The organism is Microbulbifer pacificus (assembly GCF_002959965.1).
Lineage (GTDB): Bacteria > Pseudomonadota > Gammaproteobacteria > Pseudomonadales > Cellvibrionaceae > Microbulbifer > Microbulbifer pacificus_A.
The window spans coordinates 1,179,810-1,195,804 of sequence record NZ_PREV01000027.1; the positions used below are offsets into that span (position 1 = coordinate 1,179,810).

The window sequence follows — 15,995 nt, forward strand, 5'->3', positions numbered from 1 at the left end:
CGTCCTCCCGCGCTTACTGCTGAGCCGGAGATGGTTTGCCCGGAGACAGGGATTCGTAGTAGTCCACCTGAATAGCCTTGTTGACCGCCACGGCGGTCTCGCGGATTTTTTCCGCCTCCTCCACGCTGATCAGCTTTTTCTCCAGCGCTTTGTCGATGGCATCGTCATTCAACGCGCGCAGCCCGCCCTTCTTCATCTTTTCGCGGATACTTTCCGTCTGGTGACTGCTCAGGAATGCCTGCTCCACAATATCGATACCATCGCCGGGATTGCCGGGAAACACACCTTCGGTGAGACGATCGCGGGTTTCACCTGGCTCCATGATCAGGTTGGCACAAGCCCGCGCCTGACGGTCCGAGGCCGCGCGAATACTGTGTCCCCAGGGCATGGTAAGGAATTGCATCAGCTGACCGATAAAGCGGATCGGGAAGTTGTGGAATACCTCGATCAGGCTGACTTCGATATTGTGGAAACCAGCGCGCATGGCAAATTCAAGCAACGGACGATCGGCCGCCGGACTGCCATCGTCGTTAAAGCGCTTGAGCGTGGCGCACATCAGATAGAGCTCGCTGAGAACATCGCCGAGCCGTGCGGAGATCAGTTCCTTGCGCTTCAGCTCACCACCCAGCGCCATCAGGGAAATTTCGGTAACCAGGGTGAGCACCGCGGAATAGCGATTCATCTGCCGATAGTATTTGGCGGCATCCCCTACCCGTTTCGGGCTGCTGGCAAACAGACCACCGGTCCAGCCGTGGAACACCGCGCGACAGAATGTTTTCAGCTGGAACAGCACATGCTTGGGAAGCAGCGCATCCAGTTGCCTCAGGCCCTCATTCTCATCCTCGTTGGTGGCCGCCTCCATTTCCTGCAGCAGGTAGGGATGACAACGAATGGCGCCCTGGCCGAAGATCATCAGGCTGCGAGTGAGGATATTGGCTCCTTCGACGGTGATTGCCACCGGCACCGCACGGTATACGTTACCCAGATAGTTGAGAGGGCCGTCCATAATGGCCTTTCCCGCGTGAATATCCATGGCGTCATTGATGGCCTGTCGCAACCCGTTGGTGGCGTGCGCCTTCATGATCGCGGAGACTACGGCCGGTTTACGGCCCTGATCCAATGCGCGGGTGGTGGTCTTGTGTGCGGAGTCCAGTACATAAGCGATCGAAGCGATTTCCGCCAAACGACGCTGAACGCCTTCGAACTTTCCTATGGAAATGCCGAACTGCTCTCGGATATGTGCGTAGGCACCAGTGGTGCGCGCCGCCAACTTGGCACCACCGGTGGAAAGTGACGGCAACGAGATACCACGCCCGGCAGCGAGTGCGCTCATCAGCATGTGCCAGCCGTGGCCGATGTTTTCCTGGCCGCCGATGATCCAGTCCATGGGGATGAACACGTCTTTCCCCCAATTGGGCCCATTCATGAATGCCTGCAATGCCGGCAGGTGGCGCTGACCAATGGTGACACCGGGAGTATTGGTGGGCACCAGTGCTACCGTAATGCCGAGATCCTCGTCCTCGCCAAGGATATGGTCCGGATCGTAAAGTTTGAACGCGAGCCCAAGGATCGTCGCTACCGGTCCCAGTGTAATGTAGCGTTTGTGCCAGTTGGCCCGGATACCCAGGGTTTTCTCGCCGTTGTACTCCTGGTAGCAGACCACCCCGTTGTCGACCATGGCGGCCGCGTCGGAACCCGCTTCCGGACTGGTGAGACCAAAGCAGGGAATCTCGCGACCGTCCGCCAGACGCGGCAGGAAATGGTTTTTCTGCTCTTCCGTACCATGGGCCATCAGCAGCTCGCCGGGGCCAAGAGAGTTAGGCACCATCACGGTGACACCGACACTGGTACTGCGGGTGGAAATCTTGGTCACGATCTGGGCGTGGGCGGTTGGTGAAAATCCAAGGCCGCCGAACTTCTCTGGGATGATGATTCCAAAGAAGCGGTGCTTCTTCAGAAAGTCCCAGATTTCCGGTGAGATGTCGTGATCTTCGTAAGAGATCTTCCAGTCGTCCACCATCCGACAGAGCTCTTCCACCGGACCGTCGATAAACGCTTGCTCTGCTTCCGTCAGCTCTGGCGGCCCCATATTCAAAAGCTGATCCCAGTCCGGCTTGCCGGAAAGCAACTGTGCATCCCACCATACCTCCCCCGCTTCCATCGCCTCGCGTTCGGTATCGGAAATCGGTGGGAGTACTTTCTTGATCCACTTCAACAGCGGTGCAGTGATCCACTTCTGGCGCAGGTTGCTCATTACTTATCCTTGTCAGCTGAATGCAATGACCGCCATGGATGTAAATCCATGGAGTCACTGGGAATTTGAAACAGAGACTTGCCTGCAACTATAGGCAATGCACGGCAAAGCAAAGGCGGTTCGTTGTGATCAGGCGAATGCCAGAGTGCCAACGCCACAGAAAATTATCAATGCTGCGAGTAACCGCTGGGTGGAAAAGCGTTCATTGAGCAGGAACACGGAAATGACAGAGGCAAACAGGATGCTGACTTCGCGGGTGGCGGCCACCGCGGCTACCGGCATCATCGATGTGGCCCAGAGCGCAATACCGAACCCCCCGGTGGCGAGTACGCCAGACAGGGAGCTGCGTATGAAATTAGCGCGGGCGAACGCCAATCCTTTCAGCGGACGGGTACACAACACAGCGAGTATCACGCCACCACCAGAGAGAATTTCGAGCCAGGCCACATAGCTCAACGGATTACTGACACTGCGTACACCCGCCGCTCCCAGGGTGGTGTACCCGGTGATGGCAATGCCTGTGCCAAGGGAATAAAAGATGCCTTTCCCGCTGACCTTCAACTCCTTCATGATCAGCGCAAAAATGCCGCAGGTAACCAACAGAATCCCGGTGATCTGCAACGGGGCGAGAGACTCGTCCAGAAACAGCAAAGCAGCCATGGCCACCATAAGTGGTGTAACACCCCGTGCCATGGGATAGGCGGTGCCGTAATCCAGCGCTTCATACGAGCGGGAAAGCAGGAAGAAGTAAAGATACTGGAAGAAGGCCCCGCCGATCAGAAAACCCAGTGCGTTTTCGCCGGGTAATGGCAGCTGTGTCGCCAGTGCCGCCCCTACCAGCAGGCCAACACTGCGAATCATCGCCAGCTGCAGGAAACCTTCACCACTGTGTTTGACCACCGCGTTCCATACGGCGTGCGCAAGGGCAGACAGCAGGACCAGCGCAAATAATACGGATTCAGATATTTCCAATTTAAATAAGAGGTCGGGGAGAAACTATCACGCCGTTATTATCAGCGTACAAATACTCTCCAGGTTTAAAGGTGACGCCGCCGAAAGTCACTGCGATATCGCGTTCACCGACCCCTTTTTTGTCGGTCTTCATGGGGTGGCTTCCCAGCGCCTGTACTCCTAACTTTAGTCCAGAAATCGCATCCACATCGCGAATACAGCCATACATCACTATCCCCTCCCATCCGTTCTGCACCGCTTTCTCCGCCAACAAATCCCCGAGGCAGGCTCTGCGCATGGAGCCACCGGCGTCCACCACCAGCACGTTTCCCGCGCCCTCTTCCGCAACCAGATCCCGCACCAGAGAGTTATCCTCGAAGCATTTGATGGTTACGATCTGCCCGCCAAACTGCTCTTTCCCCCCGAAGTTGATGAACATCGGTTCCACCACCTGCACCAGCTCCGGGAACTCATCGCACAGGTCGGGAGTGGAAATTGTCGTATGGGACATGAGTCAGGCTCCTGCTTATTGTTTGAACTCGAACGTTTTGACCAGATCATCTTAGCGGGTGGGCGATACGCCTGCAGTGCGCAAATAGAAATGCCGGGAATTACCCTGATGGATAATCCCCGGCATTGTTTTGCGACAGCTCACTATGAGAACAGGTGAGGCGTTCAAACCCGTTTTGGCAAATCAGTTTTGGCTTCGCCCGCTCACGTTCGCGCGATCAATAGCTCACCCGTACCGGCATCCCAACGCGGGCGTATTGATAGAATTTACTCGCCATATGCGGAGGCATACGCACGCAACCGTGGGAGGCCGGGTAGCGCGGTACATGACCAGAAGCATGCAGGCCGATGCCGCCATTAAAACGGATATAGTGGTTCATTTTCGCACCGCGGTAATGCGTGCCCGGCGGGCGGCGATGCTTGCGGGTATCCACGTCGGCTTTCACCACACGACCGGTGGAGTTATCAACATAACTACCGTAGATGCTGGAGCGGTGATTGGGGTTTTTGGCCAGCACACGGAAGTGGCCAGGCCGGGTGCTGAATCCCTTCTTACCGGAAGAGATCAGCGAGACCCCCACAAGGCGCGAGCCCTTATAGAAATAGGCTTTCTGTTCCGACAGGTTGATTCTTATCGATGGTGATCCGGAGGAATTCATCGCGGCTTCATCATCAAACCAGTTGGCTCCACTATTAGCACTCGCCAGATTCGGCCACAGGCTTCCAACCAATACCCCGAGCAGCAGCACCAACAAGGCCGCCATTCCACGCGCACCTGGCGCTGAAGTTGTATTTCCGCACTGGCGGAAGGCCATCAGACCGGGAGAGCACGCAACGGGAGTGTAATTTCGGCAGTACGTTTCCGACGCACGTTTCTCTGTTAGGTTTAAGGGACTGCTTTGCATGGTGGCACCTCAATCAGAAATCAACTCAATCAAAACTTCTATCGAAGGTTGTGACGGCGATCGCCGCAAAGTCATTGCCCGGTTAAAAGCCCCGCGCAAATTGCGGAACACTTTACCGGAACCATTTCGATTCTATTGACTGGGTGAGACACTCTTAGATTGATTTGCATGTGCGGAATGGCGTTTTATGGGAATTGGCAATGGGCTTAGCGTACCCCTGCCCGCCTCACAAGGTTATGAACCGATAGCCGGCTAAGACAGCTTTATTGCAAACCGGGAATCCATGGGAAATTGTTTCAGGCAGGGGCGAAAAAAAAGCGACCACGGGGGTCGCTTTTTTCAGAGTCAAGCCGATTGCGGCAGCAAATCGGCGACTGGAAGGACGTTGCCGCTGGTCAGGTACAGCGAATTTGATTGCTTAGCGCTTCTGACTGTTGGCCAGGTACAGCCAGGTATCCACTGCCGTATCCGGGTTGAGCGATACGCTGTCGATCCCTTCCTCCATCAGCCACTGTGCAAAGTCCTTGTGGTCGGAAGGGCCCTGACCGCAGATTCCAACGTACTTCCCTGCCTTCTTGCAGGCCTGTATTGCGCGGGACAACAGCATTTTAACCGCAGGATCGCGCTCGTCGAACAGCTCTGCCACCAACCCTGAATCCCGATCCAGACCAAGAGTAAGCTGTGTCAGGTCATTGGAACCGATGGAGAAGCCGTCAAAGTACTGCAGGAAGTCCTCTGCCAACAAAGCGTTGGACGGGAGTTCACACATCATGATGAGCTTGAGGCCATTCTCTCCACGTTTCAGACCATTTTCTTCCAGCAGCTCGACAACCTGGCGCGCCTCATCAGGAGTTCGCACGAAGGGCACCATGATCTCCACATTGGTGAGACCCATCTCGTCGCGTACTTTTTTCAAGGCACGGCATTCAAGGGCAAAGCACTCCCGGAAATCCTTGGAGCGGTAACGCGATGCACCGCGGAACCCAAGCATCGGGTTTTCCTCGCTCGGTTCGTACATCTGTCCGCCCACCAGATGCGCGTACTCATTGGACTTGAAATCTGACAGGCGCACGATGGCGCGATTGGGGGCAAACGCTGCGGCCAGAGTAGAAATACCTTCCACCAGTTTCTCGACAATAAAGTCTTCCGGCGAAGCATAGCCACCGATACGGTTGCGGATATTCTGCTGCAGGTCCGCAGGCAGACGATCCAACTCCAGCAGCGCCTTGGGGTGGATGCCGATCATACGGTTCAGGATGAATTCAAGCCGCGCGAGGCCAACACCTTGGTTTGGCAAATTGCTGAATGCAAATGCCCGATCCGGGTTGCCCACGTTGAGCATGATTTTGAACGGCAGCTCCGGCATATCACTTACTTCCGTGAGCGAGCGTTCGAAATCCAGCTGGCCTGACATCACAAAACCAGTATCGCCTTCCGCGCAGGTCACGGTAACGGGTGTGCCAGTGGTCAGTTTTTCCGTAGCATCGCCACAGCCCACTACCGCAGGGATGCCCAGTTCACGGGCGATGATCGCCGCGTGACAGGTCCGCCCACCGCGATTGGTAACGATGGCGCTTGCCTTCTTCAGAACCGGCTCCCAGTCGGGGTCGGTCATATCGGTAACCAGAACCTCGCCTTCCTGCATCTTCGCCATGTCGTCCACGGATTCGAGTACCCGAACCGCACCGGCGCCAATACGCTGACCAATCGCGCGACCTTCACAGAGGATCTCGCTGCGCTCCTGCAGTTTGTAGCGCTCGATACTGGTACCGGTATCGCGGGAGCGCACCGTCTCCGGTCGTGCCTGTACAATAAACAGCTTGCCACTGTCGCCGTCTTTGGCCCACTCGATGTCCATGGGGCGCTGGTAGTGGGCTTCGATTTTGCGCGCCTGATTGGCGAGATCGGTGAGTTCCGCATCCGTCAGGGCAAAGCGCAGGCGGTCCGCCTCGGGTACCGGTACAGTCTTGACAGAGCGACCACATTCGCCGCTTTGATCGTAAATCATCTTGATGGCTTTGCTGCCGCGGTTGCGGCGCAGAATAGCCGGTCGTCCAGCTTCCAGCGCGGGCTTGTACAGATAAAACTCGTCCGGGTTCACCGCGCCCTGTACGACAGTCTCTCCGAGACCATAGGCGGCGGTAATAAAAACCACGTCGCGGAAACCGCTCTCGGTGTCCAGCGTAAACATCACACCGGATGCGCCGGTTTCACTGCGCACCATGTGCTGAATACCGGCGGACAGCGCCACCCCGACATCCGCGTAGCCGGTGTGCACGCGGTAAGCAATGGCGCGATCGTTGTAGAGTGAAGCAAAGACTTCTTTTACGGCCTGCAGTACCGCGTCGATACCGCGAATATTCAGGAACGTTTCCTGCTGACCGGCGAAGGAGGCATCCGGCAGGTCTTCCGCGGTCGCCGAGGAGCGCACGGCAACGGCGGTCTCGCCGCCACCCAGGGCTTCGTAGCCGGCGCGGATCTCGGCCTCAAGCGGCGCCGGGAACGGCGCATCGAGCAGCCAGTTGCGGATTTCCTCCCCGGCGGCGGCCAGCGCGGTGACATCGGCTACATCCAGACCTTTCAGTCGCTCGGCTATCCGGGTATCAAGCTGCGCTGCGGCGAGGAACTCGCGAAAAGCATCGGCGGTAGTGGCAAAACCGCCCGGAACACTGACACCAGCACCGGAAAGAGAAGAAATCATTTCTCCCAGTGAAGCGTTTTTTCCGCCGACCTTGTCGACATCCGCCATGCCCAGCTTCGCGAATTCGAGAGTGTAAATGCTCAATGGATTGCCCTCAGCAACTGCGTGATCAGGCCGCCGATTATAAGGAAGGGTTTTGTAAATAATACCCCGCTGCCACCGCTAAAATCGGGCGTTTTCTGTTGTAATTTTTCTACAAGAATCGATAGAAACGGCACATTACAGGCCGACTGGCGGGATGAAAATCCGCGCACGAATTTATCGTCCTGCTGATATACCATTGTCGACAAATCAGTGGAGACCATCGACGATGAGCGACGAGCAGCACAGTGAGATCCAAGCGCATAACAATGAGTCCGCGAGAGGCGCAAGAAAGCGCACGGCATTTTTTATCTCCGATGGTACCGGTCTTACCGTAGAGGGTATCGGCCACAGTCTGTTGGCGCAGTTTCGCGATCAGCAGGTGGAGCAGGTCACCCTCCCCTATGTGGATTCGGAGAGCAGAGTCAACCAGGTACTGCAGCGTATCGAGCGCGCCGCCGAGGAATCGGGCCTGCAGCCGATCATCATCACCAGTATCGTGTCCGACCAGATCCGCAAGCAGCTGCATCAGAGCTCCGCGCTGATGCTGGATGTATTCGAAAGCTATCTTGCACCGCTGGCAGCCTTGTTTGGCACTGACCCGGCGCGAACCGTGGGCGTTTCCCATGGTATTGCCGACAACCGTCGCTACTCGGCGCGCATGGACGCGGTGCATTTTGCCATGGACAATGATGACGGCCGCCGAACCCGTGAGTTTGAAAGCGCCGACATTATTCTCGTCGGTGTCTCCCGTTCCGGTAAAACCCCTACCTGCCTCTATCTCGCGCTGCAGTTCGGCCTGCGCGCCGCCAATTACCCGATTACCGAAGAGGACATGGATTCCACATCACTGCCGAAAATCCTGCGTCCGTATCAGCACAAGCTGTTCGGTCTCACCATCGACCCTCGTCGCCTCGCAAGCATCCGCCAGGAGCGCCGGGCCAATAGCCGCTATGCCTCGCCGGAGCAGTGTGAGTTTGAGGTCCGTCAGGTAGAGCAGATGCTGCGCCGCGCTCAGGTGCCCTATCTTGATGCTACGGAACTGTCAGTAGAAGAACTCGCCACACGGCTGATGTCACAGGCCGGAATCGAGCGCAGAATCAGCTAGATTTTCTGTAGCGGGGGCATTTCTGAATTGGCGTCGAATTGGAGTGCCGAATTGGAGTAAAGTAGCGCGCCTGTGAGACCGGCCATACAGGCCTCAATACGAAATCCGTCAGTGCGGACAGTCCCGCCCGAATCTTTGGTTGATGTTTTGCAAATTGTTTCTCTGCCCTACTCGCTCAACACCGGGGCTGCGTTCGCGGCTCTTCAGGACCTGCCATACCCGGTTTGGCTGGATTCCGGTCAACCTTCTGCCCGCGGTGGCCGTTTTGACATAGTGAGCGCAGATCCGGTAGGCGGAGTGACACTGTCCGCCACCGACAAGACGCCATTTGACGATCTGGATGACCTGCTATGCGAGCTGGCGCCACAGGAAGTGGACCAACAGCTCCCCTTCTGTGGGGGAGCCATTGGCTACGCGGGATATGAGCTGGGGACGGCGGGCAATTTCCTGAGCGCGGATACCCGTGAAACACCGCTGCCGGCGGGCTATTTTGGTCTCTATACCTGGGCGCTGATCGTCGACCACCAGCTGCAGGCAAGCCATCTGGTGTTCCACCCGGCCTGTACCGACATTCAAAAGAAAGATCTGCGGGCACGCCTCAGCGCCATCGACTGGCATGCAGCTCCACGCACCGAAGCCTTTAAGCTCACATCGTCGTTCGCGCACGAATTCACCCCGGACGAGTACCAGGCGCGGATCGCACGAATTCTGGAGTACATCGGTGCGGGCGATATCTATCAGGCTAACTTCACCCAGCGCTTCCAGGCCGCGTATGAAGGCAGCCCACTGACAGCCTATCTGGCATTGCGGCAACGGGCTGCAGGGCCCTTCTCCGCGTTTATCTCCCTGCCGCAGGGGGACATCCTCAGTCTGTCTCCGGAGCGTTTCGTTCTTGCGGACGGCCGCTTCCTGCAGACGGAGCCCATCAAAGGCACCGCGCCACGTAGCGCCGATCCGTCGCAGGACCTGGAACTCGCCAGAGCACTCAGTGCAAGCCGCAAGGATCGCGCGGAAAACCTCATGATTGTGGACCTGTTGCGCAACGATTTCGGAAAAGTCTGTACCCGAGGAAGCGTGCGCGTGCCGGCACTGTTTGAATTACAGAGCTTCGCCAACGTACATCATCTGGTGAGCACCATTACCGGCCAGTTGCCCGAGCATCTGGAGTTCGCCCAGGTACTGAAAGCCGGGTTCCCGGGGGGCTCCATTACCGGTGCACCCAAACGGCGGGCAATGGAAGTCATTCGAGAGTTGGAACTGAGCCCGCGTGGAGTTTACTGTGGCAGTATCGGCTACATCAGCAGTTGTGGCCGCGCAGATACCAGTATTGCCATTCGCACCCTGACAGCGAGCAAAGGCAGGCTCGACTGTGCGGCGGGAGGCGGTATCGTCGCCGATTCCGAGCCCGCGGCAGAACACCGCGAGTGTATCGACAAAGTACGCCTGCTGATGGATACACTGGAAAACCGCTTTCTCTGAGCAGCGCGTGTCCAGCACGGCACCGCCTCGCCCGGTTATAACCCTATCGCCCATTGGTATTTCCAAGGCGTTTGTGACCCTGCTAGATTCCGCGCCAGTCTATCCTATCCGCCGCGCTGCGATATTGGCGCTGGAGGCCGATATACGACACCGATTCGCTCTATACAAGGTTGTGTCCGATGCGTATTACCCTGGTTAAAAAAATCCTCGCCGATGGCTCCCTCTGCCCCAAATGCAACGACGTGGAGCAGAAGCTGAAGGAGAACGATCAGGAAAAATTTCTCGATGAAATTTTGATTGCCGACGAGCGCGACCCGCAAAGTGCCGGTATGCAACTGGCACAGCGTCTGAACGTACAGCGCGCGCCATTCTTTGTGGTCGAGAAGGAAGGTGAAGAGCCCGAGGTGTACACGGTGTACTTCAAGTTCGTGAAAGAAGTGTTGAACCGTTGACCGCGACCGTTTGACTGAAACCAAAAAGCCCGGCTTCCACTGCCGGGCTTTTTGGTTTGAGCGCGGAGGCATTGTCCGCGCGGGTTCAATACACCGGCAATTCGATATGAGAGAACAACTCGTCCACTTCGGCCCGGGAAGAGGCCTGTGCGGCCTGCTCGACCAGTTCGCGGGTGAGGTGCGGCGCGAACTGCTGGATAAACTCGTACATAAAACCGCGCAGGAATATACCTTTGCGGAACCCGATTTTGGTCACACTGGACTCGAACAGTTCACTCGCATCCAGCGCCACCAGATCGCTGTCCTCGTCTTCCACCGCCGCCATATCCGCGACAATGCCAATACCGAGCCCCAGGCGTACATAGGTTTTGATTACGTCGGCGTCGGCCGCTGTAAACACAACCTTCGGCGACAGCCCTTTTTCCAGAAAGGCCTCATCGAGCTTTGAGCGCCCGGTAAATCCAAACACATAGGTAACGATCGGATATTTGGCGACGTCTTCCAGGGTCAGTTTCGAAAGCTGACACAGCTCGTGCCCCTTCGGCACCAGAATACAACGGTTCCAGCGGTAGACTGGCATCATCACCAGATCGCTGAAGAGTTCCAACGCTTCGGTCGCGATGGCGAAATCCGCGGTACCATCCGCGGCCATTTCTGAAATCTGCATCGGCGTGCCCTGGTGCATATGCAAAGACACCTCCGGATAGCGCGCGATAAATGCCTTGATCACCGGCGGTAGCGCATAGCGCGCCTGGGTGTGCGTCGTGGCGATAGCGAGGCTGCCCCGCTTGTCGTTACTGAACTCCTGCGCCACCTGCTTGATGTTCTCCACCTTGCGCATGATCTCCCCGGCGGTTTTGAGAATAGCCTCACCGGCCGGGGTCACCCGCGTAAGATGCTTGCCACTGCGGGCAAAAATTTCCACACCAAGCTCGTCTTCCAGCAAGCGGATCTGCTTGCTGATCCCCGGCTGCGAGGTAAACAGGCTCTGCGCGGTGGCAGAGACATTGAGATCGTGGTGTGCCACTTCCCAGATATAACGCAACTGCTGCAGCTTCATAGCCTCTCCCTGTCTACTACGGGCGCGAGTCTGCCAAAGGTCGGCAGCGCTCATTTTTACGCCAGCTATTGGTTATAAAAACTAAGTAAGTTTATGCGGGAAAAGCATAGCAGCGAATCTGGCGGCGAGCCAATAGCCCTTTATAGCCAGTGGGCCAAAAACGGGGGACAGGTTACTAAAAGTGACCAGCTTGGGAGAAAAACGTTTAAAGTATGGGAACTTGCATGGAAACGCCCGGCAACATCCACTCGCCTCCAGAGTCACTAGCTCTCCAGATTCGCGATGCCGTGCGGGACGTGACCGGTGGCCACATGCGCCGCAGCAGAGGCGCAGTGATTCGGTTGATCGTCAAAAAATACATCTGCACCGAAGGCTCGCAGGAATTCGCCTTTGGGGAGGCCACCGAGGAAAATGGATTCGTCGATTCGGATATTCCACGCTCGCAGAGTACGGATCACCCTCTCGTGCGCAGGTGCGGAGCGCGCTGTCACGAGGGCGGTGCGAATAGGACAGGACTCCGGACGGAACTCCGCCTGCAAGTGCTGCAACGCCTCGAGGAACCCTTTAAACGGCCCCCCTTGCAGCGGTTGTCGCGCGGATGCGCGCTCGGCGGAAGTAAACGCGGCAAGCCCCTCGCGCTTGAAGATCTGCTCCGCCTCATCGGAAAAAATCACTGCATCGCCGTCGAAAGCGAATCGCAGGATATCGTCCCCACGCTGGCGGGCGCCACCGGGTATCAGGGTCGCCGCGGCCACCCCCTGTTCCAGCGCCCGACGCACGTCGCCACCGTCTGTAGAGAGGAACAGGTGGCAGCCAAAGGGCGCGATGTAGCGGTAAGGGCTGCCGCCATTGCAGAAGGCGGCCCGGCTGATCTGCAACCCATAGTGCTCGATGGAGTTGAAAACCCGCAGGCCCGTATCGGCACTGTTGCGCGACAGAAGGATCACTTCTACCCGCGGCTCACCCTCGAGGCATTCGTTGATCTGGAGAAATTTCTCCACCAGGGAAAAGGCCTCTCCCTTAGGCAGCACATCGTTTTCCCGCTCGATCTGATAGGCCGAAAACGCATCGACTCCCTGTTCCTCGTAGATCTGGTGGCTTTCGCGCAGATCAAACAACGCCCGGGAAGAAATGGCGATGGTGAGCTTGTTGCCTCTCGGCGTCTGTTGCGCACTGCTCATGCTCTATTGCGCTCAGGGCGCCTCCACATCATCAAGCCCGGCGGGCTTCTGTTCGTCGCGGTGCGGCTCAAGCAGCACCATCAACATATTCAGCAGGTCTTCACGGGTACGCTGGGAGCGGACGCCCTGCTGATTGACGACCACCAGCAGCATGGCGTGGCAGGTTTCCAGTGTGGCGCGGGCGAGGCGATTCGTTTCGTTGGGCGGACAGCGAAAACCGAGGCGCCGGAACATACCCATCAGATGGTTGATGACCATTTCATCGTGTCGCTCATCCAGCTCATGCAGCTCCGGGATTCCCCACATGGCCTGTACCAGAGGCAGCAGACCGCGCTGCTCCCGGTAAACGGAAACCCAGCGATTGAGCAGGTCATCCAGAAATGCACGCAGACTCAGCGCTTCCAGCTCGCCAGCCGCCAAGTCGTCAAGGCGCTCGGTGAGACTGATCAGCCACTGCTCTCCCATGGCGTAGAGGATTGCGTGTTTGTTGGGAAAGTAGTGATACACGGATCCGACCGAGACACCCAACTCCTTGGCAATGAGGATGGTAGTCAGGTCATTCAACCCCACCTGCTCCAGCAGACGGCCAGTGGTATCCAGTATCTGGCGGGCGCGCTCCCGGGCGCGAGCCTGTACCGGCTCCCGTCGCGGCGACAACTGATTTCTACGGCGATTCTGTTCTGCGGTCGACACTTCGTGTTCCTTTCAACTGAAGTGCCTTTTTAACACAAATGAGGAACCTGATTAACAGAAAAGCCGGCAAATGGTTGCCGGCTTTTCTACTCATCCTGTGAGATGAAAGGAGAAAGGTGCGGAATAATCAGAAGCGATAATCGAGGCTGATACCGGCTACCCGACCGCGGGAAGGATCTGTCTGGGTGGCCGGCAAGTTGTAGTCTGCCGCCGCGTAGCCCCAGTGGTAATACTCCTCTCCGGTGAGATTTTCCACATACACACCGGCAGTCCAGTTTTCGCCGGGCGCGGTCAGTGACGCGCGCAGGTTAACCAGGCCACGGCTCGCCAGTTTCACTTCTTCCGTATTTTCGAGGTCCGCAAACTGCTCGCCGGTATAGGTGTACTCACCGGACAACGCCACGGTGCCAAACCCTACCTCGGTGGTGTAGGTCAGCACAGTTGCTGAGGAGAACTCCGGAGAAAACGCCATCTGATTACCGTCGCAATCCTCGCACAGTTCCTCCGGCGCACCAGTGAACTCGGTATTGAGCCATGCGAGCCCCATATACAGGTCGAGGTTGTCGGTAATCAGCCAGCGGGCATCCACTTCGAGCCCCTGCCCTTCACTCTCGCCCACATTGCGGGTAACCGCCGCGGCGCCGATAAAGAAGGCTTGCTGCAGGTCCTCGTAGGTGTACTGGAAGGCAGCGGCATTGATGTGCAGGCGGTTGTCCAGCAGTCGCGCTTTCACGCCCAGCTCATAGGACAACACCTGCTCCTCGTTGAAGTTGTTGGGCTCACCGGTACTGCTGTCGACAGTCCACTCATAGTCTTCGAGCCAGGTGTCGGAATCTTCCGCGAAGGCCGGATCGGTTACACGATAAGTCAGATAATCGAAACCACCAGACTTGTAACCGGTTGCCACACTGGCATAGGCGGTGACCGCGTCAGAAAAATCGTGATTTAGCGTGGCGCGACCAGAGACGTTGCTCCAGGTCTTGTCGCCAGTGATCGGGCCGTCCGTAAACATGGCCTGATAGTTCCAGCCAGCGGTCCAGGTATCCGGCCACGGGGAATCTACGGTGTATTTCTTCTGATCTTCCGTATAGCGCACGCCGAGCCCGAGACTGGTGGAATCGGTCAGATCAAAGGTGGTGTTGGCGAACACGCCCCAGCCACTGAATTCACCGCGGGTGTAGGATTCTTCCACGGACATACCGTCACCGATCTGGACGCCACCGGGTATCCCCATACCTGCGGTAGGCGCGTATTCCCAGGGATCCCCACCGGTTCCAAAAGCGTCATCCATATCATCGGGGAAGGCAAGTGCCAGCTGCTCACAGGTCATGCTGGAGTCGACATCGAGCTCGTAATCCACTTCCATCGCACCGGCGCAGATGAAATCTTCGGAGTCCACACCCGCGAAATACGCGTCCAGATCTTCCTGGTAATAGCTGGCTCCCAATACCCAGTTAAACGGGCCGGTATTGTTGGAAGTGAGACGGAATTCCTGGCTGAAGAACTCCCCGGACTGATCGCGCACGAAGGTATCGATGGACTGCGCAGTGCCGTCGAAATCCTCCACATACGTGTAGTTATGGGTTTTGTAACCGGTGATTGAGCTGAAGGTTACGTCGCCCATCTGGTGTTCGATGGTAAGGATCGCGTCAGCAATTTCCGCCTGGTCGATTCCCTGCTGATCGTTGTAAACCTCATCGTAATCCGCGTCGGTACCGAGAGCCCGGTAAATGGTGCCGTCGCTGGTACGGTCTTCATATTGGGCCAGCAGAGAGATGGTGGTGTCTTCGATGCCGTCATACACACCGGTAAAGCGCATCGCATCCGCCTCGCTGGCCCCCAGATTACGGCCACCGGCAAGGTTCTTGACGTGGCCGTCTTCCTCCTGGTGGATTCCGGAAATACGCACGGCAAAGTCTTCGCTCACGGGCACATCCACTGAACCTTCGAAGTTCAGGCGGCCGTACTGCCCGGCATTCACAGACATCTCGCCGCCAAACACATCTCCCGGCTTGCGGGAGGTCATGGAAATCGCGCCGGAGGCGGTGTTGCGGCCGAACAGGGTACCCTGCGGACCTTTTACGATTTCCACGCGATCCAGGTCGAACATGGTCGGCGTGGCACCGGTGCGGCTCTGGTAGACACCGTCGAGAAACACACCCAGTGCCGGGTCACTGCCGGTACCAAAGCTGTTGTTGTTGACACCGCGGACAGACACGGTGTCGAAGAAGGAATCTGTGGTATCACCGGAAATACCGGGAGTGATGGCGAACAGATCTTTGAAATCGCTGAGATTACTGTTTTTGATGGTCTCGCCCGAGAAGGCGCTGACAGACATGGGCACATCTTTGAGTGACTCCGCACGCATCTGTGCGGTGACAGTCACCTCTTCGATCTCCGGTGCTGCGCTGGCGCCACCAGAGATGGTAAAGACTACGGCACCAATGGTTGAAGCCAGCACGTGTTTTTTGGCGGAAAACCGCTGATCTGATTGCGTCATTGTTACTCCCCGTGGGTTATTTTTGTTCGGGTTTCTGCCCATTCATTACCACTCAGGACGGACCCGGAGATTGAACTGACCGGCCTGTTATCCCACAAACCGAAGAAACATTCAATTTTT

At 57.1% G+C, this 15,995-nt stretch carries 13 protein-coding genes; 3 read left to right on the top strand and 10 right to left on the bottom strand.

Annotation, left to right across the window (positions count from 1 at the left end):
- Positions 1 to 13: 13 nt before the first annotated feature.
- The 6 genes from C3938_RS15715 to C3938_RS17960 all read right to left on the bottom strand — a co-directional run bounded on the left by C3938_RS15715 (position 14) and on the right by C3938_RS17960 (position 7,602).
- Positions 14 to 2,254, bottom strand: a complete 2,241-nt coding sequence (locus tag C3938_RS15715) for an acyl-CoA dehydrogenase (RefSeq protein ID WP_105104168.1) — start codon at positions 2,252 to 2,254, stop codon at positions 14 to 16.
- Between the two features lie 129 nt (positions 2,255 to 2,383).
- Positions 2,384 to 3,226 carry a DMT family transporter gene (locus C3938_RS15720; protein ID WP_105104169.1) on the bottom strand — a complete coding sequence of 281 codons (843 nt, stop codon included), beginning with the start codon at positions 3,224 to 3,226 and terminating at the stop codon, positions 2,384 to 2,386.
- Between the two features lies 1 nt (position 3,227).
- Entirely contained in the window at positions 3,228 to 3,716 is a 489-nt protein-coding gene (rraA, locus tag C3938_RS15725; RefSeq protein ID WP_105104170.1) for a ribonuclease E activity regulator RraA, read from the bottom strand.
- Between the two features lie 217 nt (positions 3,717 to 3,933).
- Positions 3,934 to 4,479, bottom strand: coding sequence for a L,D-transpeptidase (locus C3938_RS15730; RefSeq protein WP_233998950.1), 546 nt, complete (start codon positions 4,477 to 4,479; stop codon positions 3,934 to 3,936).
- A gap of 559 nt (positions 4,480 to 5,038) precedes the next feature.
- The gene (gene ppsA, locus C3938_RS15735; protein WP_105104171.1) at positions 5,039 to 7,405 is read right to left on the bottom strand and encodes a phosphoenolpyruvate synthase; all 2,367 of its coding nucleotides are present in this window, start codon (positions 7,403 to 7,405) and stop codon (positions 5,039 to 5,041) included.
- Positions 7,402 to 7,602 (bottom strand): hypothetical protein, encoded by a 201-nt coding sequence (locus C3938_RS17960; RefSeq protein WP_158681731.1) that lies wholly within the window; start codon positions 7,600 to 7,602, stop codon positions 7,402 to 7,404. Before C3938_RS17960 ends, ppsA begins: the two co-directional genes overlap by 4 nt.
- A 29-nt stretch (positions 7,603 to 7,631) precedes the next feature.
- Between C3938_RS17960 and C3938_RS15740 the strand changes: the two genes are divergently transcribed.
- The 3 genes from C3938_RS15740 to C3938_RS15750 all read left to right on the top strand — a co-directional run bounded on the left by C3938_RS15740 (position 7,632) and on the right by C3938_RS15750 (position 10,441).
- Positions 7,632 to 8,510: a pyruvate, water dikinase regulatory protein gene (locus C3938_RS15740; RefSeq protein WP_233998951.1), complete on the top strand. Its 879-nt coding sequence runs from the start codon at positions 7,632 to 7,634 to the stop codon at positions 8,508 to 8,510.
- 147 nt (positions 8,511 to 8,657) lie between these two features.
- On the top strand, positions 8,658 to 9,989 hold the full coding sequence (pabB, locus tag C3938_RS15745; RefSeq protein WP_233998952.1) for an aminodeoxychorismate synthase component I: 1,332 nt from the start codon (positions 8,658 to 8,660) through the stop codon (positions 9,987 to 9,989).
- Between the two features lie 179 nt (positions 9,990 to 10,168).
- Positions 10,169 to 10,441, top strand: a complete 273-nt coding sequence (locus C3938_RS15750) for a hypothetical protein (RefSeq protein WP_105104173.1) — start codon at positions 10,169 to 10,171, stop codon at positions 10,439 to 10,441.
- A gap of 85 nt (positions 10,442 to 10,526) precedes the next feature.
- Here C3938_RS15750 and cysB read toward each other — a convergent pair whose 3' ends face one another.
- From cysB to C3938_RS15770, 4 genes are all read right to left on the bottom strand, one after another.
- Entirely contained in the window at positions 10,527 to 11,501 is a 975-nt protein-coding gene (cysB, locus tag C3938_RS15755) for an HTH-type transcriptional regulator CysB (RefSeq protein ID WP_105104174.1), read from the bottom strand.
- Positions 11,502 to 11,764: 263 nt separating this feature from the next.
- Positions 11,765 to 12,682, bottom strand: a complete 918-nt coding sequence (locus C3938_RS15760; protein WP_105104175.1) for a 5'-nucleotidase — start codon at positions 12,680 to 12,682, stop codon at positions 11,765 to 11,767.
- A 12-nt stretch (positions 12,683 to 12,694) separates the two neighbouring features.
- Complete coding sequence (locus tag C3938_RS15765; protein WP_105104176.1) at positions 12,695 to 13,375, bottom strand: TetR/AcrR family transcriptional regulator; 681 nt, start codon at positions 13,373 to 13,375, stop codon at positions 12,695 to 12,697.
- 127 nt (positions 13,376 to 13,502) lie between these two features.
- Positions 13,503 to 15,875, bottom strand: coding sequence for a TonB-dependent receptor (locus tag C3938_RS15770; protein WP_158681732.1), 2,373 nt, complete (start codon positions 15,873 to 15,875; stop codon positions 13,503 to 13,505).
- Between the last annotated feature and the right edge of the window lie 120 nt (positions 15,876 to 15,995).

What these genes read in the sequence shown, in the direction of transcription:
- C3938_RS17960 (WP_158681731.1), bottom strand. Translation starts at nt 7,602, where the DNA reads ATGGTATATCAGCAGGACGATAAATTCGTGCGCGGATTTTCATCCCGC.
- rraA (WP_105104170.1), bottom strand. Translation starts at nt 3,716, where the DNA reads ATGTCCCATACGACAATTTCCACTCCCGACCTGTGCGATGAGTTCCCG.
- C3938_RS15730 (WP_233998950.1), bottom strand. Translation starts at nt 4,479, where the DNA reads ATGGCGGCCTTGTTGGTGCTGCTGCTCGGGGTATTGGTTGGAAGCCTG.
- C3938_RS15770 (WP_158681732.1), bottom strand. Translation starts at nt 15,875, where the DNA reads ATGACGCAATCAGATCAGCGGTTTTCCGCCAAAAAACACGTGCTGGCT.
- cysB (WP_105104174.1), bottom strand. Translation starts at nt 11,501, where the DNA reads ATGAAGCTGCAGCAGTTGCGTTATATCTGGGAAGTGGCACACCACGAT.
- C3938_RS15760 (WP_105104175.1), bottom strand. Translation starts at nt 12,682, where the DNA reads ATGAGCAGTGCGCAACAGACGCCGAGAGGCAACAAGCTCACCATCGCC.
- C3938_RS15740 (WP_233998951.1), top strand. Translation starts at nt 7,632, where the DNA reads ATGAGCGACGAGCAGCACAGTGAGATCCAAGCGCATAACAATGAGTCC.
- C3938_RS15750 (WP_105104173.1), top strand. Translation starts at nt 10,169, where the DNA reads ATGCGTATTACCCTGGTTAAAAAAATCCTCGCCGATGGCTCCCTCTGC.
- C3938_RS15715 (WP_105104168.1), bottom strand. Translation starts at nt 2,254, where the DNA reads ATGAGCAACCTGCGCCAGAAGTGGATCACTGCACCGCTGTTGAAGTGG.